At 63.5% G+C, this 19,898-nt stretch carries 15 protein-coding genes and 1 pseudogene; 7 read left to right on the forward strand and 9 right to left on the reverse strand.

The genetic code is table 11. From position 1 onward, the window contains the following. Positions 1-9 precede the first annotated feature (9 nt). Positions 10-1,899, forward strand: a complete 1,890-nt coding sequence (locus tag FJ471_RS10095; RefSeq protein ID WP_140803011.1) for an MFS transporter — start codon at positions 10-12, stop codon at positions 1,897-1,899. An 81-nt stretch (positions 1,900-1,980) separates the two neighbouring features. On the opposite strand, the gene FJ471_RS10100 is transcribed toward FJ471_RS10095, so the two are convergent. Further along, entirely contained in the window at positions 1,981-2,172 is a 192-nt protein-coding gene (locus FJ471_RS10100) for a DUF2735 domain-containing protein (protein ID WP_140803040.1), read from the reverse strand. 311 nt (positions 2,173-2,483) lie between these two features. Here FJ471_RS10100 and FJ471_RS10105 point away from each other — a divergent pair, with 311 nt between their 5' ends. Further along, positions 2,484-3,524, forward strand: coding sequence for a glutamine synthetase beta-grasp domain-containing protein (locus FJ471_RS10105; RefSeq protein WP_140803012.1), 1,041 nt, complete (start codon positions 2,484-2,486; stop codon positions 3,522-3,524). 98 nt (positions 3,525-3,622) lie between these two features. On the opposite strand, the gene FJ471_RS10110 is transcribed toward FJ471_RS10105, so the two are convergent. Beyond that, complete coding sequence (locus FJ471_RS10110) at positions 3,623-4,789, reverse strand: P1 family peptidase (RefSeq protein ID WP_210242011.1); 1,167 nt, start codon at positions 4,787-4,789, stop codon at positions 3,623-3,625. Between the two features lie 31 nt (positions 4,790-4,820). Beyond that, positions 4,821-5,423, reverse strand: a complete 603-nt coding sequence (locus FJ471_RS10115; RefSeq protein ID WP_140803013.1) for a TetR/AcrR family transcriptional regulator — start codon at positions 5,421-5,423, stop codon at positions 4,821-4,823. A 145-nt stretch (positions 5,424-5,568) separates the two neighbouring features. Here FJ471_RS10115 and FJ471_RS10120 point away from each other — a divergent pair, with 145 nt between their 5' ends. Beyond that, complete coding sequence (locus FJ471_RS10120) at positions 5,569-6,993, forward strand: APC family permease (RefSeq protein WP_140803014.1); 1,425 nt, start codon at positions 5,569-5,571, stop codon at positions 6,991-6,993. 158 nt (positions 6,994-7,151) lie between these two features. On the opposite strand, the gene glnA is transcribed toward FJ471_RS10120, so the two are convergent. Together glnA and FJ471_RS10130 are read right to left on the reverse strand one after the other, a co-directional pair. Beyond that, complete coding sequence (gene glnA, locus FJ471_RS10125) at positions 7,152-8,561, reverse strand: type I glutamate--ammonia ligase (protein WP_140646263.1); 1,410 nt, start codon at positions 8,559-8,561, stop codon at positions 7,152-7,154. A gap of 42 nt (positions 8,562-8,603) precedes the next feature. Beyond that, entirely contained in the window at positions 8,604-8,942 is a 339-nt protein-coding gene (locus tag FJ471_RS10130) for a P-II family nitrogen regulator (RefSeq protein WP_018428041.1), read from the reverse strand. Between the two features lie 347 nt (positions 8,943-9,289). On the opposite strand from FJ471_RS10130, the gene FJ471_RS10135 reads away from it, so the two are divergent. Then, the gene (locus FJ471_RS10135; RefSeq protein ID WP_140803042.1) at positions 9,290-10,807 is read left to right on the forward strand and encodes an NAD(P)H-hydrate dehydratase; all 1,518 of its coding nucleotides are present in this window, start codon (positions 9,290-9,292) and stop codon (positions 10,805-10,807) included. Beyond that, positions 10,804-12,810, forward strand: a complete 2,007-nt coding sequence (locus tag FJ471_RS10140) for a hypothetical protein (RefSeq protein WP_140803015.1) — start codon at positions 10,804-10,806, stop codon at positions 12,808-12,810. Before FJ471_RS10135 ends, FJ471_RS10140 begins: the two co-directional genes overlap by 4 nt. Before the next feature lies 1 nt (position 12,811). Here the strand turns inward: FJ471_RS10140 and waaF are convergent, their stop codons facing one another. The 3 genes from waaF to FJ471_RS10155 are packed head-to-tail and all read right to left on the reverse strand — an operon-like array spanning position 12,812 to position 16,421. Beyond that, positions 12,812-13,831, reverse strand: a complete 1,020-nt coding sequence (gene waaF / locus FJ471_RS10145; protein WP_140803016.1) for a lipopolysaccharide heptosyltransferase II — start codon at positions 13,829-13,831, stop codon at positions 12,812-12,814. 60 nt (positions 13,832-13,891) lie between these two features. Then, positions 13,892-14,833, reverse strand: a complete 942-nt coding sequence (locus FJ471_RS10150) for a glycosyltransferase (RefSeq protein ID WP_140803017.1) — start codon at positions 14,831-14,833, stop codon at positions 13,892-13,894. A 55-nt stretch (positions 14,834-14,888) separates the two neighbouring features. Continuing rightward, positions 14,889-16,421, reverse strand: a complete 1,533-nt coding sequence (locus FJ471_RS10155) for an acyl-CoA carboxylase subunit beta (RefSeq protein ID WP_140803018.1) — start codon at positions 16,419-16,421, stop codon at positions 14,889-14,891. A 117-nt stretch (positions 16,422-16,538) separates the two neighbouring features. On the opposite strand from FJ471_RS10155, the pseudogene FJ471_RS10160 reads away from it, so the two are divergent. Both FJ471_RS10160 and FJ471_RS10170 read left to right on the forward strand, forming a co-directional pair. Then, a pseudogene (locus tag FJ471_RS10160) lies at positions 16,539-16,774 on the forward strand (transcriptional regulator). Between the two features lie 553 nt (positions 16,775-17,327). Next, positions 17,328-18,788 (forward strand): DEAD/DEAH box helicase, encoded by a 1,461-nt coding sequence (locus FJ471_RS10170; protein WP_140803019.1) that lies wholly within the window; start codon positions 17,328-17,330, stop codon positions 18,786-18,788. A gap of 71 nt (positions 18,789-18,859) precedes the next feature. Here the strand turns inward: FJ471_RS10170 and FJ471_RS10175 are convergent, their stop codons facing one another. Beyond that, a complete protein-coding gene (locus tag FJ471_RS10175) occupies positions 18,860-19,849 on the reverse strand; it encodes an alpha/beta fold hydrolase (protein ID WP_140803020.1) in 990 nt (329 codons plus the stop codon). Between the last annotated feature and the right edge of the window lie 49 nt (positions 19,850-19,898).

Below are 19,898 nucleotides of genomic sequence, written 5' to 3' on the forward strand. Positions count from 1 at the left end.
GAAATATCAATGGCAATGGCTTCGACCGCCGGCAGAACCAGCCGCGGCATGACGCGGGAGGAGAAGAAGGTCATCTTCGCCTCCTCGCTCGGCACCGTTTTCGAATGGTACGATTTCTATCTCTACGGCTCGCTCGCCGCCTTCATCGGCTCGACCTTCTTCAGCCCGACAATCCCGGAAGCCACGCGCAACATCTTCGCGTTGCTGGCCTTTGCCGCGGGCTTCCTCGTGCGTCCGTTCGGCGCCCTGGTGTTTGGCCGGATCGGCGATCTCGTCGGCCGCAAGTACACCTTCCTCGTCACCATGACGATCATGGGCCTGTCGACATTCCTGGTCGGCCTGCTGCCCGGCTATGCCAGCTGGGGCATTGCGGCGCCCGTGATCCTGATCGGGCTTCGCATGCTGCAGGGCCTGGCGCTCGGCGGTGAATATGGCGGCGCCGCGACCTACGTCGCCGAGCACGCGCCGGACGACCGCCGCGGTTTCTACACGTCGTGGATCCAGACGACGGCGACGCTCGGCCTGTTCCTGTCGCTGATTGTCATCCTGATCGTCCAAGGGTCGCTCAGCAAGGAGACTTACGCCGCCTGGGGCTGGCGCATTCCCTTCATCGTTTCTTTCGTGCTGCTCGCCGTTTCGATCTGGATCCGGCTGTCGCTCTCGGAGTCGCCGACCTTCCAGCGCATGAAGGAAGAGGGCAAGGGCTCCAAGGCGCCGCTGACGGAAGCTTTCGGTCAATGGAAGAACGCCAAGATCGCGCTGCTGGCGCTGCTCGGCCTGACCGCCGGCCAGGCGGTGATCTGGTACAACGGCCAGTTCTATGCACTGTTCTTCCTGCAGAACGTGCTGAAGGTCGAAGCGCAGACGGTCAACATCATGATCGCTATCGCGCTTGCCATCGGCTCGATCTTCTTCGTCGTGTTCGGCTGGCTGTCGGACAAGATCGGCCGCAAGCCGATCATCATGGCCGGCCTCGCACTCGGCATCGTCTGCACCTTCCCGCTGTTCAAGGCGCTTACATGGGCCGCCAATCCGGCTCTGGCTACCGCGCAGCAGAACACGCGCGCGACGGTGACGGCGGCGCCCGGCGACTGCAAGTTCCAGTTCAACCCGGTCGGCACGGCGAAGTTCACGACCTCCTGCGACATCGCGACCTCGTTCCTGACCAAGAATTCGGTGCCTTACGATGTGGTGACCACGGCAGCGCCTGGCACCGCGGCTTCGGTCAAGATCGGCAACGAGACGGTCGCCTCCTATGACACCGTCGCCGCCGGAGATCAGGCCAAGGCCAAGGACGCAGCCTTCGTCAAGGCGGTGAACATGTCGCTGCAAGACGGCGGCTATCCGCTGAAGCGCGCCGCGGCCAAGGTGGCGGACCAGAAGCTCGACGCCTTCATCGCGGCCAATCCCGAACTGAAGCTCGACGCCGTGGCCGTTCGCGGCGGCGAGAAGACGGCAGTTCCGACCGACAAGGCGATCGCCGACAAGATACTGACCAAGGATGAGGCAGCCGGCGCGCCGGAAGTCACCGTCTACAACATCCCCGGCGGCGGCGCTTTCGCCATGACCGCCGATCCGGCAGCCATCAACTGGCCGATGACGATCGGCATCCTGTTCATCCTGGTGCTGTTCGTCACCATGGTCTATGGGCCGATCGCCGCGATCCTGGTCGAGATGTTCCCGACCCGTATCCGCTACACCGGCATGTCGCTGCCTTACCACATCGGCAACGGCTGGTTCGGCGGCCTGCTGCCGGCGACGGTGTTCGCGCTCAGTGCCTATAAGGGCGATATCTACTACGGTCTCTGGTACCCGGTGATCATCGCGGCAATGTCGCTCATCATCGGCATGATCTTCGTCAGGGATACGCTCGGCACCGACCTGCAGACCAAAGACTGACCTCGATCACCCGCTGAAACGGCAAAGCCCGGCGCTAGCGATCGCGCCGGGCTTTGCCGTTCCTGAGCCTCGAAGAGACGATCAGCCGTTGCGCTGGTTTTCTTCCTCGATGGCCGCTTCATGGTACCAGCCGTCGAAATCGGCCTGCTCACCGCGAAGCGCTGCAAGTTCTGCCGCGAATTTGGCCTTGGCGCCTAAATTTGAGGCAGACTTGCGTGCTGCAAGTGGGAACATCAGGATTTTTGCCGACGGGCGCGATGGCGTGACTTGCATGGCCGGTCTCCTTGTCTCTTCAGGAGCGTATCGATTCATCTTTCCATCAAAATAGGTTCTGCGATTCCTTTAGGCAATATGCCCATCAAAAGATCATCTTATGCACATTATTTAAGCAATATTGGTGCCTGAACAATCCGGACGCATTGCTGAGGCGGCTCGGCAAATCAACGCCTTGCCATGACCATTTTGCCGCACCCCGTGAAATCTAAGTGGCATACGACTTGCTTTTTTAATCATCGGCAGGCCGGCTTGATCCGGCCATGCATCGATGCCGCCATGGCGGCGTCCAAGCAACGAGAGGCACTGGAATGACCAAATACAAGCTCGAGTATATCTGGCTCGACGGATACGTCCCGACCCCCAGCCTGCGCGGCAAGACCCAGATCAAGGAATTTGCCGAGTTCCCGACGCTCGAGCAGCTGCCACTGTGGGGTTTCGACGGCTCCTCGACAAACCAGGCCGAGGGCCGCAGCTCCGACTGCGTGCTGAAGCCCGTCGCCGTCTATCCGGATCCGGCCCGCACCAACGGTGTTCTCGTGATGTGCGAAGTCATGATGCCCGATGGCGTCACCCCGCATGAATCGAACAGCCGCGCGACCATCCTCGACGACGAGGGTGCCTGGTTCGGCTTCGAGCAGGAGTATTTCTTCTACAAGGACGGCCGGCCTCTGGGCTTCCCCGAAAGCGGCTATCCGGCGCCGCAAGGCCCGTATTACACCGGCGTCGGTTACAAGAACGTCGGCGACGTCGCCCGCCAGATCGTCGAGGAGCATCTCGATCTCTGCCTCGCCGCCGGCATCAACCACGAAGGCATCAACGCCGAGGTGGCCAAGGGTCAGTGGGAATTCCAGATCTTCGGCAAGGGCTCCAAGAAGGCCGCCGACCAGATGTGGATGGCTCGCTACCTGCTGCTGCGCCTGACCGAGAAATACGGGATCGACATCGAGTTCCACTGCAAGCCGCTCGGCGACACGGACTGGAACGGCTCGGGCATGCACTGCAACTTCTCGACCAGCTACATGCGCGAAGTCGGCGGCAAGGCTTATTTCGAGGCGCTGATGGCGCAGTTCGAAAAGAACCTGATGGATCACATCGCCGTCTACGGTCCGGACAACGACAAGCGCCTGACCGGCAAGCATGAAACCGCGCCGTGGAACAAGTTTTCCTACGGCGTCGCCGACCGCGGCGCCTCGATCCGCGTGCCGCACTCCTTCGTCAAGAACGACTACAAGGGCTACCTGGAAGATCGTCGCCCGAACTCGCAGGGCGACCCCTACCAGATCGCTTCGCAGGTCTTGAAGACGATCTCGGAAGTCGCAACCGACGCAAAGGTTTCGGCCGCCGCTTGATCTTCAGCCTGCGGCCTATCAAAGAAAAAAGCCCCGGCGGGTCAACGCCGGGGTTTTTTGCTTGGCGACTGCCGGCGAGAGAGCTCCGCCCGCTGCCGTCAGCCGGCAATGACGCCGCGCGCTTTGAGCGCCGCCACCACCTTGGCATGCGGCAGGGCAGGCGTGCGGTTGCCGTCGCGGCCGACCATATCCGTGTTGGCGATGAGTGCGTTGAGCACGGCTTCCTCGGTCGCCTGCACGACGGCCGTGTAGAAATCGTCCATGCGGCCCCAGGGGATGAAGTTCATGTGGCTGTAGCTCTCCTCGCCGGGGACGCCCTTGGGAAAGCGGCCGTTGAGCGCGTCCTGATTGGCGGTCGAGAAGGCGAGGAAGATGTCGCCGGAGAAATGCGAGCCGGCGGTGCCAGTGCGCCCCAGCCCAAGCGGCACGCGCCGCGCCAGCGCCTTGCACTGTCCAGGCAGCAGCGGCGCGTCGGTGGCGACGATGCCGATGCAGGAACCGGCGCCGGTCGGCCCGCCGCTGAAATAGGCCTCCATCGGATTGTCGGCCGCAAGCTCCTGTCCAAGTGGCACACCGGCGATGCTGAGCTCGTTGCGCGAACCGAAATTGGCCTGCAGGAAGACGCCGACCGTGTAGGCGCGATGGCCGTAGTCGACGGTCCGCGAAGCGCTGCCGGAGCCGCCCTTGAAGGCGTAGCAATTCATGCCGGTGCCGCCGCCGACCGATCCTTCCTCGATGGCCCCGCCGGCTGCATTGTCGATCGCCTCGATCGCGTGGTCGACCGTGACATGCGAGCCGTTGATGTCGTTGAGATAGCCATCCCAGGTTTCGGCCACCACCGGCAGCAGCCATTGGTTCGCCACATCGGGCTTGTTGCGCGCCACCCAGTCGATGACGCCGCGATGGCAGGGGCCGACCGCATGCGTGTTGGTGATGAGGATCGGCATCGAGAGGCTGCCGGCTTCCTCCAGCCATGACGCGCCGGTCATCTCGCCATTGCCGTTGAAGGAATGATAGCCGGCAGCCAAAGCCGCACCGACGCCGTCGCGGCCGAGCGGCAGGATCGCGGTGACGCCGGTACGAACCGGCCCGTGCCCGAGGCTGAGTTTTCCGTCGCCTTTGATCAGCGTCGAATAGCCGACGAGCACGCCATCGACATCGGTGATGGCGTTGGCAGGCCCCGGCGTGCCCGGCAGCGGAATGCCAAGGCCGCGGGCGCGCATCTTGCCGGCCGGCGTGGTGATCGAGGCAGCTCGTTGGTCCATGCGAAAGGATGCTCCGTTGATAATGGCCGGCTCAGCCAAGGCTGCAGCCGGTCGCAAGTTCGGCGTAGCCGGTGAGGATCGCCATCGCCGAGGCGTGGTCGACAGCCGGCACGACGTTGACGAGGTGGAGGCCGAGACCGTCTTCCAGGACGACGAGACCGCGCGCGATGATTTCGCTCGCCGCGTTCAGTTTGAAGACGCCGGTGGCCGCGCCCGCCTCCAGGATGCCGACATAGATCGCCACCTGGCGCTCGAACAGCGTGATGTGGCGGGCGGCATAGCTGGCATCCGAGCGCGAATAGGCGCCGAGCTCCAACAGGAGCCGGCAAAGTTGGTCGTCCGGATCGGTCGGCAGGCCGCTATCCAGCATCGTTTTCAGCCGCGCTCTCGGATTGGCGATCGCGGCGACCGCTGCCGCGCGTTGCGTGCAGAAGCGCTCGACCGCCTTCTTCTGCACGTCGTCCAGCAGATCCTTGAGGCCGGGATAATAATAGAGCAGGGCGCTCGAGCTCATGCCCGCCTCATTGGCCACGTCGCGCAAGGTGACGCCGGCGAGGCCGCGTTTGGCGATCATCGATTCGGCTGCCGCGACCAGCGTCAGGCGGCGATCGGTCTGTGTCTTCGGTCTGCCCATTTCGTTTCCTGAATTTGATTCAATAAAAACTGGCCTGTGGGTTTTTGCAAGCCTGCCTATCGCATATTTGTTGACGGTATGTGTCAACGCAGATAGCTTCCGCTGCGGATAGTAATTTTTATCCAATTAAAAAAAGGGGAGGATAATGTCTACAAACGAAGCCACTACGACGGCCGCCGACAAGGCCGCGCCCGGCGCCAAGGGCCTGGACCGGGCGCTGAACGCGCTGGGCACGCTGATGATCGTGCTATCGGCGGTGACGCCGGCATCATCCGTCTTCATCATCGTGCCGGGCGTCATCGCGCTTGCCGGCACAGGATCGTTTCTGAGCTTCGTGATCGCGGCCGTCATCGGCCTGTTCATGGCCTTCGTCTATGCCGAGCTTTCCTCGGCCTATCCGATGGCCGGCGGCGAATACACCATGATCGGCCGCACGCTCGGCCGCTTCTGGGGTTTCGTCACGCTGGTGCTGGTGTTCGTGTCGATCGTGCTGATCGTCGCGGTCATCGCGCTCGGCGTCGGCACCTATCTCGGCGTCCTCATTCCCAACCTCAGCCCGCAATGGGTGGGCGTGGTGACGATCATCCTGGCCGGCGCGGTCGCCGCCATGCGCATCAAGCTCAACGCCTTCGTCACCGGCATCTTCCTCGGCATCGAGATGCTGGCGCTGCTGGTCCTGATCTGGCTCGGCTTCACCCATATCGAGCGGCCGCTCTCCAGCCTGTTCACCACGCCGCAACTGCTCGACGCCACGACCAACACGCTGGTCCCGGCCTCGGCGGCGATCATCCTCGCATCCACCGCCGTGTCGCTCTTTGCCTATAATGGCTATGGCGCCGCCGCCTATTTTGGCGAGGAGACGCACGATGCCAAGCGCAACATCGGCAAGGTGGTGCTCTGGGCGCTGGTGATCACGGTCGCGGCCGAGCTCATCCCGCTGACCGCGGTGCTCCTCGGCGCGCCGGATCTCGTCGGCCTGCTCTCAGCGCCCCAGAAGATTGAGTATTTCCTCGAGGCGCGCGGCGGCCATTGGCTGACCGTGGCGATCAGCCTGGCGATCGCAGTGGCCATCTTCAACGCCGTCATCGCCATCATCCTGCAGGCGGCACGGCTGCTCTTCAGCTCCGGCCGCGACAAGACCTGGTTCGGTCCGATCAACGCCGCGGTCGCATCCGTCCACGGCACTTACGCTTCGCCATGGATCGCAACCATCGTCGTGGTGGTGCTGGCGGCACTTGCCTGCTTCATCGACCTCAACCTGCTGCTCGTCGTCAGCGGCACGTCGCTGGTGGTGATCTATGCGCTGCTGTGCGTCGCCGTCTTCGCAGGTCGCCGCAACGGCACCACTTCGGGCGGCCACTATCGCATGCCGCTGTTCCCGGTGCCGGCGATCCTTGCCTTCGTGGCGCTGGTCTATGTCGCCTACCAGAACTGGCTCGACGCCGCCTTCGGCCGTCCGAGCCTGATCGCGACGCTGGCGATCATGGCCGTCGCCGCGATCTACTTCCTGCTGTTCCTGGCGCGCCGCGCCGACTGGACGCTGCACGGACCCGACGAGCTTGCGGGATAGGCGTCAGCCCTCCGACACCTGTCCATGCGAGAACCCCGGCGAAACGCCGGGGTTCTTTTTTGCGCTCGGAGAACGATCTTGAAAACCTGTCTCCAAAAATGAAAAGCCCTTGGAGGCAATGACCTCCAAGGGCTTCATTTCAGTATCCGATCAGAAGCTTAGACCGAATAGTACATGTCATACTCGACCGGATGCGGGGTCATTTCGAAGCGCATGACCTCGGCCATCTTGAGCTCGATATAGGAGTCGATCTGGTCGTCGTCGAAGACGCCGCCGGCCTTCAGGAAGCCGCGGTCCTTGTCGAGGCTCTGCAGCGCTTCGCGCAGCGAGCCGCAGACCGTCGGGATCTTCTTCAGCTCCTTCGGCGGCAGATCATAGAGATCCTTGTCCATCGGCTGTCCGGGATGGATCTTGTTCTTGATGCCGTCGAGGCCGGCCATCAGCATGGCGGCGAATCCGAGATAAGGGTTCGCTCCCGGATCGGGGAAGCGAACTTCGACGCGCTTCGACTTCGGCGAGTTGCCGAATGGGATGCGGCAGGAAGCCGAACGGTTGCGCGCCGAATAGGCGAGCAGCACCGGCGCTTCATAGCCCGGCACCAGACGCTTGTAGGAGTTGGTGAGCGGGTTGGTGAAGGCGTTGATCGCCTTGGCGTGCTTGATGATGCCGCCGATATAGAACAGGCAGCTTTCCGACAGGCCGGCATATTCGTTGCCGGCGAAGGTCGGCTTGCCGCCCTTCCAGATCGACTGGTGGACGTGCATGCCCGAGCCGTTGTCGCCGAACACCGGCTTCGGCATGAACGTGGCCGTCTTGCCATAGGCGTTGGCGACCTGGTGCACGACATACTTGTAGATCAGCATCTTGTCGGCGTTGCGCACCAGCGTGTCGAACTTGATGCCGAGCTCGTGCTGGGCGGCGGCGACCTCGTGATGGTGCTTTTCGACCCGAACGCCCATCTCGGCGAGCACGGTCAGCATTTCGGAGCGCATGTCCTGGCAGGAGTCGATCGGCGGCACCGGGAAATAGCCGCCCTTGATGCGCGGACGGTGGCCGAGGTTCCCGGTCTCGTAGTCGGTGTCGTCGTTGGAGGGCAGTTCGGTCGAGTCGAGGCGGAAGCCGGTGTTGTAGGGATCGGCCTTGTACTTCACGTCGTCGAACACGAAGAACTCGGCCTCCGGGCCGACATAGATGGTGTCGCCGATGCCTTCTGACTTCATATAAGCCTCCGCCTTCTTGGCCGTGCCGCGCGGATCGCGGTTATAGGCCTCGCCGGAGACCGGATCGAGGATGTCGCACAGGATGACCATGGTCGACTGGGCGAAGAACGGATCCATGTGGACGGTGTCCGTATCGGGCATAAGCACCATGTCGGACTCGTTGATCGCCTTCCAGCCGGCGATCGATGAGCCGTCGAACATGACGCCGTCGGCGAACATGTCTTCCTCGACCTCGACGACATCCATCGTCACATGCTGCAGCTTGCCCCGCGGATCGGTGAAGCGCAGGTCGACGAATTTCACGTCGTTGTCCTTGATCTGCTTCATGATGTCTTTGGCTGTCGTCATGTCATTTCTTCCCTGTGTGATGACGTCTGGAATGGGTTGGGGTCAGATGGCGTCGATGCCGGTCTCGCCGGTGCGGATGCGCACGACTTCCTCTATGTTGGAGACGAAGATTTTTCCATCGCCGATACGGCCGGTCTGCGCCGCCTTGCGGATGGCCTCGATGGCGCCTTCGACGGCCTCGTCGCCGAGCACCACTTCGATCTTCACCTTGGGCAGGAAGTCGACGACATATTCGGCGCCGCGATAAAGCTCGGTGTGACCTTTCTGGCGGCCGAAACCCTTGGCCTCGGTGACGGTGATGCCTTGCAGTCCGGCCTCCTGAAGCGCTTCCTTCACTTCGTCCAGCTTGAATGGCTTGATGATCGCTTCGATCTTTTTCATGTAAAAAGTGGCCTCCACTGCCAAGAAGACGGGTTGTGTGCCCCGCTTGCGCCTCCATCAAGCACGAACCGTGCCAATCCCGAGGAGTGCGGACGGCGAGGGGCCTTTTCGAACCTATGCCGCGTCCGGATGCAAATTCGCGTCATCCGCTGCATCGGATGCGTCATGGACGCCCAAACCCTATACATCGCTCCTCCTCACGTCTGCGCAAAAAATGGGCAGACAGCGCAATTTGCAGGCGGAACCCCTCCCGGATGCGACCGGACGCGCAGCAGATGCGCGGTCGCGCTGGTTTGCTTCGAACCGAAAACTGGACAATGCTTGATCGCATGGAGATCGGCAATCCCATGCGCAATGAACTTCTATCGCCGGCCGAAATGGCCGAGGCCGACCGGTTGGCGATCGCTGCCGGGCCGCTCGACGGTTATGGGTTGATGCAACGTGCCGGCGAGGCGGCCGCTGCCGTCGCGCTGGCGCGCTACCCTGGCGCGAAGAGGGTCCACGTGCTGTGCGGCCCCGGCAACAATGGCGGCGACGGCTATGTCGTGGCGCGGCTGCTGGCCGAGGCCGGCGTCGATGTGGCCCTGTGGGCGTCGGGCGAACCGCGGGCAGGCAGCGACGCCGCGCTCGCGGGGGCTGACTGCCCTCTGGAGCGGCACCCGCTTTCGGCCTTCACCGCGGAAGCCGGCTCGCTGGTTGTCGACGCGATCTATGGCGCGGGCTTGTCGAAGCCTCTCACCGGCGACGCCAAGGGCGCGGTCGACATCGTAACGGGGATGAACCTCCCGGTCGTCGCGATCGACCTGCCTTCGGGCGTATCCGGCGAAAGCGGCGAAGTCCTCGGCTCGGCATTTCGCGCGGTCCTCACGGTGACCTTCGCGCGAAAGAAGCCTGGGCACCTGCTTCTGCCTGGCCGCGAGCGATGCGGCGAGATCGTGTTGGCCGATATCGGCATTCTCGACGAGATTATCGACGCGATCGCGCCGCAAACCTTCGAGAACCGGCCTGGACTCTGGATCGCGGACTTTCCCACGCCGGCCATCGACGCGCATAAATACAAGCGCGGCCACACGAGCGTCTTTTCGGGCGGACCATCCGTGACAGGCGCGGCGCGCCTTTCGGCGCTTGCGGCAGCCCGAAGCGGGGCAGGTGCCGTCACCATGCTCTCGCCCGCCAACGCCATGCAGGTCAACGCGGCGCATCTGACCTCCATCATGCTACGCAAGGTCGATGCGATCGAGGACGTGCATGACCTTATCGGCGATCGCCGGCCATCGAGTTTTGTCCTCGGCCCCGGCTTCGGCATCGGCGACAAGGCACGCGATTTCACGCTCGCCGTGCTCGCCAAAAACCGCCAGGACGGCGGCGTCGAGGGCCTCGTGCTCGACGCCGACGGCATCACGTCTTTCCGCAACGCGGCCTCGACGCTGTTCGAGGCGGCCGGCAGGCCGGACGCGCCGGCCTTGATCATGACGCCGCATGAGGGCGAGTTCGGCAGGCTGTTTGCCGACATTGCCGGCAACAAGGCGATGTCGAAGCTGGCCAAGGCGCGCGCCGCCGCAGAGCGCTCCAACGCCGTGATCGTCTATAAAGGCGCCGACAGCGTGATCGCATCGCCGGATGGCCGTGCCGCGATCAACAGCAATGGCGCGCCCTGGCTTGCCACCGCCGGCTCGGGCGACGTGCTGGCCGGCATCATTGCCGGGCTTCTCGCGCAAGGTATGCCGGCCTTCGAAGCGGCTTGCGCTGGGGTTTGGATTCATGCCGAAGCCGGCAGCCGCTTTGGGCCGGGTTTGATAGCCGAAGACCTGCCCCTGGCTATGGTGCCGGTTCTGCGTCAACTGATGGAGACCACTGTCCGATGAAACGGCTGGGGCTCCTTATCGCGGCCCTTCTCCCCGCGCTGTTCGCCGCGCAATCGGCGCGCCCCGCCGATCATCCGGTCACCATCGTCGACGACCCGCGCGTGCTCGCCACGCTCGACGCCAAGGGATACGGTTTCGCAGGCCTCTTCGGTGTCGACGGCAAGGACGACCTGGAAACCCTCTACGATTCCGCACCGGCCTATCACGCCATCGTCGAGACTGTCGCGGCAGACGTTGCGGCGTTGCGCGCCGACGTGAAGGCCGGCGGCCGCACCCTCTATGAAGTGACCGACGGCAATGTCGGCCGCATCATCGACATACGCTGGCTGAAGACGAACGCGGCGCGTTTCCGCCTGGTCGGGGTCGTTAACCGGCTCGACCGGCGCGATTTCGCGGCGCTTGGCAATGAGACGAGCTGCGGCGAGGTGCGGTTCATCTATCGCCTGGCCTACTCGTTCAAGAAGAACGGCAAGCAGCTGGCCTCGCGCCTGCCGTTCAACTTCAGCGCCATATACCGCGTCGCGCAAGACGCCGACGGCGGCTGTACGGGGGGTGCCGGCCGCTGGTCGCCGCAGCTCGACGAAACCGTCGATGCCGGCTGGCTGACCGGCGGGCCGCTCGAAAAGGCCTCGCTGTCCTTCAAGCAGCTCGAGCTCAACGCGCAGGTGGTTCGCTTTCCTTCCGGCCAGGAAACCGAGTTCGGCGGGCAGGCCGCTTACCTGATGCGCATCTTCAGTATCGACGGCGCGACGGTCGGCGAGAAACCGCTGGAAAATACGCCGGACACGGCCCGGCTTGCGCAGGATGCAGAATTGAAGGCACGGCTCGCCGACTATGTTCGCGCCAATGCCGCGGCGGTCGATCTCGGCGTCTACGAAATCCCGGACGAGTTCCTCGCCCGTAACGTCATCTCCTGGTCGACCTTCGGCAGCGCAAGGCAGGCCAATCATCCGTTCACGCCGCTGTTCGATCCCAAAGAGTTCGTCGGGCTCGACTATTCGAAATTCACCTTGGCGCGCACGCCGGACGCTTTGGTCGAGCGGCTCGACAACGGCGCTTGCCAGGGCTGCCATCAGGCGGGTTCGACCGCCGGCTTCCATTTCATAGGGCCCGACGATGCCACGACCTCGCCGCTCAACCGTCTTGAGGTCGGCATCTCGCCGCATCTCCATGCCGAGATCGCGCGCCGCGAAGCGTGGCTCAAGGCGACAGCCGAGGGCAGGGAACCCAACCGCTTTCGCCCGCTCTCCTTCGCGCCGCCCGCCGCCTGGAAAGACACTGGCGAGGTCTCCTATGCGCCGGCCGAAACGGCGATGCCGTGCCTGGTGCCAGAAGACGCAAGCCGCTTCGGTAGCACCTGGCAATGCGGCGCCGGCACGGTCTGCACGCCGATCGCGACCGCTTCGGAGGTGAGGACAAAACTGGCGCAGTGCCTGCTGCCCAAGGACAGCGACAAGATGTTTTCAGGCCACCCATGCCTGACCGGCTCGATTGCCAGCAACGCGGCGCAGCCTTTCAACGATCGCTACAAGATCACCGGCCAGTTCGCCGCCCCCGCGCCGGCGATCTCGCGCACCGCCTATACTTGCCGGCCGCCGAAGATCGGCGTTCCAGGAGGCTTCGCCTACCGCGCCTGCGATGACAAGGACCGCAGCTTCGCCGCCTTCAAGGCAGGCAAGCCGATGCCGAGTGAAATCTGCGGCCTGGTCGGCGGCAAGAAGTTCGACATCTGCGTGGCCACCAACAATTTCGACCAGTGTCTCGGCGGCGCGGTCAACCGCGGCAACCGGCCGGCCTGCTCGGCCGAGCATTTCTGCCGCGAGGACTATATGTGCCAGTCGCTGCCGGCGGACACGCCGGGCGCCGCCAAGGTCAAGGGCATCGGCTTCTGCTCGCCGACCTATTTCATCTTCCAGATGCGCATCGACAACCATGCCACGCCATGGGCGACCACGGCGCGCGCGGGCATGGGCACGGGTTTCGGGGCAGCCGCGGAGGAATAGTTCAGGCGAACTGCGGCGCGTGTTTGCGGATCGCTGCCGCGAGCGCCTCGCGAACCCTGTCTTCGCTCACGGCGCGCGTGTTCTCCACCCAACCCGGTGTCGAAATCGGCGGTTCGAGAAAGATCACCTGTTCGTTCACCGGACCGTGCACATAGGCCCGCTTCGAACCGTATATGAGCACGCATGGACCGCCCAGCGCTCCAGCGGCATGAGAGATGCCGCCATCGACGCCGAGAAAGACGGTCGAGGCTGCGATCTGGCACATGGCTTCCGCGATATCGGGCGTCGAGGTGAAGTCGATCGCCTCGGGCAAATGAGCTTTGATTTCCGCGGCAGCCTGCCGCTCGCGCGGCCCGCCGATCAGCCAAACCGACCAGCCGCGAGCAGCATGGTCGCGCGCGATCGAGACGAAGCGCTCTATCGGCCACGAGCGTTTGTTGGCAAAGTCGGACGTGTAGAGTGCGATCGCCGGTTTCGCCGGGTCGATCCCGTTGCGCCGGCGCCAATCCGCAAGCTCCTCTGCGGAAACGACCAGTTGCGGAGCCGGCAACGGTCCGTCTTCGGCCGGCCTTTTGCCGAGACGCGCGATTGTGCAAACCTGTTCTGCAAGCCGTGCCTTGCGCGGGCCGAAGGCCACCATCGACTTCAGCCAACCGGCAGGCAGCCGGTTGACGATGCCGAACTGGAACTCGCGCGGATAGCCGATGCGCTCCGGTATCCCGGCCAGCCACGGCACCAGCGAAGCCTTCGTGCTGCTGGTGAGCAAATAGGCCGCCTGGTAATCTTCCTTGCGGATTTCGCGCGCCAGACCTGCGCGTTCTTTCAGTCCCGGCTTCCAGTGCTTCTCCGCTATCCAGACTTTGCGGACATGCGGCATCAGCCGCGCCAGCGGAGCGGCGAGCCTCGAGGTGACGATATCGATCGGCTGCCCCGGAAAACGCTCGGCGATGATCCGGACGGCCGCGTGGCAACGGATGAAGTCACCGATCGCCGGCAGGCAGAAAACCAGGATGGGGCGCAATGCGCGAAACCTTTTCGATCCGAAGCGGCCGCCGCTGATGGGAGACACTTGCGTGATGTCTCACGGAAGCGCTTCGCCATCAAGAATGCGGTGGTAGAGCTCCAGATAGGCTTTTGCGGCCTTCTGGATCGGAAACCGGTCTGCCGCGGATTCGCGGCATCTTTGCGCCGACAAACCGCTGATTTCGCCGAAACCGCGCGCGAACTCCTCGTCCGTGTCGAAGAAGCGGCCGGTATCGGCATCGACGGTTTCGGGCAACGCGCCGCGTGCCGTCGTCAAAACCGGTGTGCCGCACAACATGGATTCGACTGGCGCGTTGCCGAAAGGCTCTTCCCAGGAAATTGGGTTCAGGAAGGCCTTGGTCTCACCCAGCAGGCGCACCTTTGGCTCACCGTCGACCATGCCGTGATAGCGGAAGCGGGACGACAGGCTTTTGAAAAAGACGCCCTCACGGCGGGTCTTGCTGCGGCCAAGCAGCTTCCAGCGCGAGCCGCCGGCGATGTCGAGCTTGAAATCGTATTTTTTCGCGAGATCCACCGCCCGGTTGAGGCCCTTTCCGGCCCGCGCGATGGCCGCCATGAAAAACAGATGGTCGTTCTTCGACGGCGCCAGGCGATAGGCATCCACCGGAAAGCCATTATAGACGAAGGTCTTGCGGCCATGCAGCTCGGCATGGCGGGCGCTGATGAAGCTCCAGTTCGGCTGCGGCCTCGGGTAATCCGGCAGATGACCGCGCTCGGTGTTGAGCGTCGGGAAGGGGACCTCGACCTTCCAGGCGTGAAGATGGACGATATCGGTATCCTTGGGAACGGCCGCGCGGCACTCGTCATTGGTCACCGCGTGGCGGACCTCGCACAGCGGATGTGACGATCCCGGGCCGGCGATCAATGTCACCTGATGGCCCATCTTGACCATTTCCGTGGTCAGCCACTCGACCTGCCGCTGGATGCCGCCATAGCCTTTGCACGGAATAAGGCCCTGGGCCGCAAGCGTTATTCGCATTTCGTCTCAGCGCTCATGTTGGCGGTTGTCGTCCTTTCGGCTGATGGAGGTCGTTTCACAACGGGATGTTGTCGTGCTTCTTCCACGGATTCTGCATGTCCTTGTTGCGCAGCATGCGCAGCGCCCGGGCGACGCGGCGCCGGGTCGAATGCGGCATGATCACCTCGTCAACATAGCCGCGTTCGGCGGCGACGAAGGGCGACAGGAAGCGATCCTCATAAGCCTTTGTATGGGCAGCGATTTTCCCCGGATCGCCGATATCCTTGCGATAGATGATCTCGACCGCGCCCCTGGCGCCCATCACCGCGATCTGCGCCGTCGGCCAGGCGTAGTTCATGTCGCCACGCAAATGCTTCGACGCCATCACGTCATAGGCGCCGCCATAGGCCTTGCGGGTGATGACGGTGATCTTCGGCACGGTCGCCTCGGCATAGGCGAAGAGCAGCTTGGCGCCATGCTTGATCAGCCCGCCATATTCCTGCGCAGTGCCGGGAAGAAAGCCCGGCACGTCGACGAAGGTGACGATCGGAATCGAGAAGCAGTCGCAGAAGCGCACGAAGCGCGCCGCCTTGCGGCTGGCGTCGGAATCGAGAACGCCGGCCAGCACCATCGGCTGGTTGGCGACGAAACCCACCGTGCGGCCTTCGACCCGACCGAAGCCGGTGACGATGTTTTTGGCAAAGCTCTGTTGGATCTCGAAGAAGTCGCCTTCGTCGGCGACCTTCAGGATCAGCTCCTTGATATCGTACGGCTTGTTGGCATTGTCGGGGATCAGCCGGTCGAGCGAGAGGTCGTGGTCGGCCACCGACTGGTAGCACTCGATCTCAGGGATTTCGGCCGTGTTCGACGCCGGCAGCAGGTCGACCAGCCGGCGCATCTGCAGCAGCGCCTCGACGTCGTTGTCGTAGGCGCCGTCGGCGATGGAGGATTTGGTGGTGTGGACGGAAGCACCGCCGAGGCTTTCCGCGGTCACCGTCTCGTTGGTCACCGTCTTCACCACGTCCGGCCCGGTGACGAACATGTAGGAGGTGTCGCGCACCATGAAGATGAAGTCGGTCATCGCCGGCGAGTAGACGTCGCCGCCGGCGCAAGGCCCCATGATCAGCGAGATCTGCGGGATGACGCCGGAGGCGAGCACGTTGCGCTGGAATATCTCCGCGTAGCCGCCGAGCGCCGCCACGCCTTCCTGAATGCGGGCGCCGCCAGCGTCGTAAAGGCCGATGATCGGCGCGCGGTTGCGCAGCGCCATCTCCTGGACCTTGATGACCTTCTCGGCATGCGCTTCCGACAGCGAGCCGCCGAACACGGTGAAATCCTTGGCGAAGATATAGACCGGGCGCCCGTTGACGGTGCCCCAGCCGGTTACGACGCCGTCACCGGCGATCTTGGTCTTCTCCATGCCGAAATCGGTCGAGCGATGCTCGACATACATGTCGAACTCTTCGAACGAGCCCTCGTCGAGGAAGATTTCGATACGCTCGCGGGCGGTGAGCTTCCCCTTCTTGTGCTGTGCCTCGATGCGGTCCTTGCCGCCGCCCATGCGGGCGATTTCGCGGCGACGCTCGAGTTCCTTCAGCACATCTTTCATCGCACGGTTCCTGAATGGGAAGCTGCTTTCGTGGTAAAGATGCCTGCGAGCTAGCGCAAGCGCTGCCTTTCTTGAGCGATCTTGGAAGCCGGGAGCTGTGTATGGCAGAATGAAACGATGAAGAACAATGTCGAAATATCCGAGGATTTGAATCGCAGGATCGAAATGCTGACCTCGCGTTCAACACTCACTCGCGATCAGATCATTGAAGATGCCCTGTCCCACGGTCGCTCGCTCGCGTGGCAGGAAAAGTGGATCGCCGGCATTCAGGCGGGATCGAGGCCGCCGATTGTGGCGACTTCGGAGATGAAGAAGAGATAGCCGCCGTTTTGAACAAATACGGTCGGGCATAACGATCTGTGCGGATTGTCTGGACCCGACACTATTTGATCGAACTTGCATCAATCGGCGACTACATCGGCCAACACAACCCACGCGCCGCAGCGCGGGTCGTCAATGAGATCCATTCAAAGACAGCTCGGCTATTGTCGGCAACCCCTTTCTCGGGCGGGGTGGCGAGATCAAAGGAACTCGAGAACTGGTGATCCCAGGTACGCCCTATATCGTCGCGGCTCTTGGGTTTTTGCTGCGATGCAACATGACCCTCTTGCATTTCGGGCCGGACTCGGCCATATGCAGCGGCATAGGCGCTTGGGCCGGCTTGTCCGGCTTTCTCCGCGAATGAGACTGGTTGCGTCTGTTTTCCCTCTTTCCGCCAAATCGGCCCCGGTCGATCGGCAAGACGGTGAAAAAGTCCCGGGGCATGAAGCCCGCGGGCACGACAGCGCAGCCGAGCGGACGGATACGTCCGCCGCCTTGTCGTTTCCTGATGATTGTTTCGACGGCAGGTTGCGCCCTGCCGCCATTTGATGTTTGCGGCCAGAGGCCGCTTGAAAGAAGATTATTTTGACCAATGAAAACACAGCAGAACTGAACGGTTCTGCCACACAGCTGTCGGGCTTTGCCGCTCTGGGAATTTCGGGCGCGCTGCTCAAGGCGACCCTTGCCGCCGGCTTTACCGAGCCGAAGCCGATCCAGGTGCAGGCGATCCCGCCGCAACTGGAAGGCCGTGACATTTTCGGCATCGCCCAGACCGGCTCGGGCAAGACGGCGGCCTTCGCGCTGCCGATCCTGTCGAAGATCATCGGCCTCGGCACCAAGCGCCGGCCAAAGACGGCGCGCGCGCTGATCCTGGCGCCGACGCGCGAACTCGCCGTGCAGATCGAGGACACCATCAAGGTGCTCGCCAAGGGCGCGCATGTCTCGACCGCGCTCGTGCTCGGCGGCGTCTCGCGCTTCAGTCAGGTGAAGAAGATCGCCCCCGGCGTCGACGTTCTGATCGCCACGCCGGGCCGCCTGACCGATCTGGTGCGCGAAGGCGATCTTATCCTTGCCGACACCAAATGGCTCGTTCTCGACGAGGGCGACCGCATGCTCGACATGGGCTTCATCAATGACGTCAAGCGCATCGCCAAGGCGACCGCGCCGGACCGCCAGACAGCGTTGTTCTCGGCCACCATGCCGGATGAGATCGCCGAGCTCGCCAAGGGTCTTTTGAAGAGCCCGGTCCGCATCGAGGTCGCGCCGCAGAGCACGGCGGCGGCCGAGATCGTGCAGAGCGTGGTGCTTGCCCGCACCAAGCAGAAGCGCCAGGTGCTGTCCAAGATGCTGGCCGACGAGGCGATGCGCGCGGTGATCGTGTTCTCACGCACCAAGCACGGCGCCGACCGCGTCACCAAGGACCTTGCCCGCGACGGCTTCGAAGCCGCGGTCATCCACGGCAACAAATCACAGAACGCCCGCCAGAAGGCGCTCAACGATTTCCGCGATGGCTCGGTTCGCATCCTGGTCGCGACCGATATCGCGGCACGCGGCATCGACGTGCCCGGCATCAGCCATGTCGTGAATTTCGACCTGCCGGACGAAGCGGAAAGCTATGTCCACCGCATCGGCCGCACCGGCCGCAACGGCAGGGACGGCATTGCGATCACGCTTTGCGATCCTTCGGAAAACGCCAAGCTGCGGCAGGTCGAGCGCATCATCCGCATGAAGCTGCCGGTCATCGCCGATCATCTTGGCAGCCCGGATCCGCAGCGCGACCCCCGGGAAAAGACCGAGCGCCATTTCGAGCCGGCCAATGACCGCGAGCATCACGGCGGCCGTCGCGACGGTCGCCGCCCGGGCAATGGTGCCGATAACAAGCGTTTCGGCGGCAAGCCTCACGGCGAGCGCGGGCCGAAGCCGCAGGGCGAGCGCCCGGCGGCCGCCAAGCCGAATGGCTCGATCAAGCCCGACGGTTTCAAGCGCTTCAAGGGCAATAACAAGCGCCGCTTCGGCGGCAAGCGTCCGGCGAACAGGGCGGCTTGAGTTCCAGCGGGATACCAGGAACAGAAACGGCCGGAGCATGCTCCGGCCGTTTTCATTTCACCGGCCCGATTTCATTGGCCTGATTGCTGCTGCATCAGCGCCTTGACCCACACCACGATACGCTGGGTGAGAAAGGCCGTGGTCTGCGGCGACAAGACATCGCCGGCAATGACATGATTGTCCGGGTCGCCTGTGTCGTCGACCGGTACCAGCTCGTGCGGACCGCCCCAGCGCCCGGCGATCTCGCGCGTCCGGTCCGGCTGCACCACCTTGTCGGAATCTGAGAAGATGAACAGGGCAGGGATCGTCGCCTTCTCGACCGGCGCCTCATAGGCAAGGTTGGTGAGCGCTGCCATCGGCAGCACCGCCTTCATGGGATATCTGGTGGTCCAGAATTTTTCGTGGAGCGCGTTGCGCGCGGGGAAACTGCGCTCTTTGCCGCCGACAAGCTCGGCGAGCTGCCCGCCCCAGGGCATGGTCAGCAACTCGGCACCGGACGCCTTGACGCCGAAATTCGGCGATATGAAAGCGATTGCCGCGACACCGTCCGACGCGCCCGGCTGCGTGGCGGCCCATGCCGCCAGCGAGCCGCCGGTCGAGGTTCCGATGACGATCACCTTGTCGCCGATGGCGCGGCCGATCGCCAAAGCCTCCTCATAGTCGTTGACCCACGCGTTGACGCTGCCTTGCGCCATGGCCTCGCCGTCCTGGCCGTGGCCGGTCAGCCGCGTGTAGAAAAGGTTGGCGTCCAATTCGTCCGCGACATCGTCCGGCAACGGGCGGACCTCGCCCTTCGAGGCCGAAAAGCCATGGATGTAGACGATGGCCAAAGGCGTCTTCACATGGACCATCGGGTTCGCCCAGATGATCTCCTTGTCGAGCCCGTCGCGGATGTTGGGCACGGCAGCCTCCTCACGCGCCAGATAGGCCTGCGGGTCGTCGCCGATCACCGATGGATTGAAACGGATTGTGGTGTCGACCGGCACGCGCGGGCCGAGGAAAAATCCCGCGACCAGGATGACTGCAAGGCCAAGCACCGCAAGCACGATCCGCCGCCCCATTACAGTCTCCAAGCTATGATTCCCAACCTATGGCCGTCCCTGCCGGCGG

This window comes from Mesorhizobium sp. B2-7-1 (assembly GCF_006440735.1).
Classification (GTDB): domain Bacteria; phylum Pseudomonadota; class Alphaproteobacteria; order Rhizobiales; family Rhizobiaceae; genus Mesorhizobium.

Bases quoted from the DNA above. Each gene is read 5' to 3' on its own strand.
- FJ471_RS10095 (WP_140803011.1), top strand. From the start codon at position 10: ATGGCAATGGCTTCGACCGCCGGCAGAACCAGCCGCGGCATGACGCGG.
- FJ471_RS10100 (WP_140803040.1), bottom strand. From the start codon at position 2,172: ATGCAAGTCACGCCATCGCGCCCGTCGGCAAAAATCCTGATGTTCCCA.
- FJ471_RS10105 (WP_140803012.1), top strand. From the start codon at position 2,484: ATGACCAAATACAAGCTCGAGTATATCTGGCTCGACGGATACGTCCCG.
- FJ471_RS10110 (WP_210242011.1), bottom strand. From the start codon at position 4,789: ATGGACCAACGAGCTGCCTCGATCACCACGCCGGCCGGCAAGATGCGC.
- FJ471_RS10115 (WP_140803013.1), bottom strand. From the start codon at position 5,423: ATGGGCAGACCGAAGACACAGACCGATCGCCGCCTGACGCTGGTCGCG.
- FJ471_RS10120 (WP_140803014.1), top strand. From the start codon at position 5,569: ATGTCTACAAACGAAGCCACTACGACGGCCGCCGACAAGGCCGCGCCC.
- glnA (WP_140646263.1), bottom strand. From the start codon at position 8,561: ATGACGACAGCCAAAGACATCATGAAGCAGATCAAGGACAACGACGTG.
- FJ471_RS10130 (WP_018428041.1), bottom strand. From the start codon at position 8,942: ATGAAAAAGATCGAAGCGATCATCAAGCCATTCAAGCTGGACGAAGTG.
- FJ471_RS10135 (WP_140803042.1), top strand. From the start codon at position 9,290: ATGCGCAATGAACTTCTATCGCCGGCCGAAATGGCCGAGGCCGACCGG.
- FJ471_RS10140 (WP_140803015.1), top strand. From the start codon at position 10,804: ATGAAACGGCTGGGGCTCCTTATCGCGGCCCTTCTCCCCGCGCTGTTC.
- FJ471_RS10150 (WP_140803017.1), bottom strand. From the start codon at position 14,833: ATGCGAATAACGCTTGCGGCCCAGGGCCTTATTCCGTGCAAAGGCTAT.
- FJ471_RS10155 (WP_140803018.1), bottom strand. From the start codon at position 16,421: ATGAAAGATGTGCTGAAGGAACTCGAGCGTCGCCGCGAAATCGCCCGC.
- FJ471_RS10175 (WP_140803020.1), bottom strand. From the start codon at position 19,849: ATGGGGCGGCGGATCGTGCTTGCGGTGCTTGGCCTTGCAGTCATCCTG.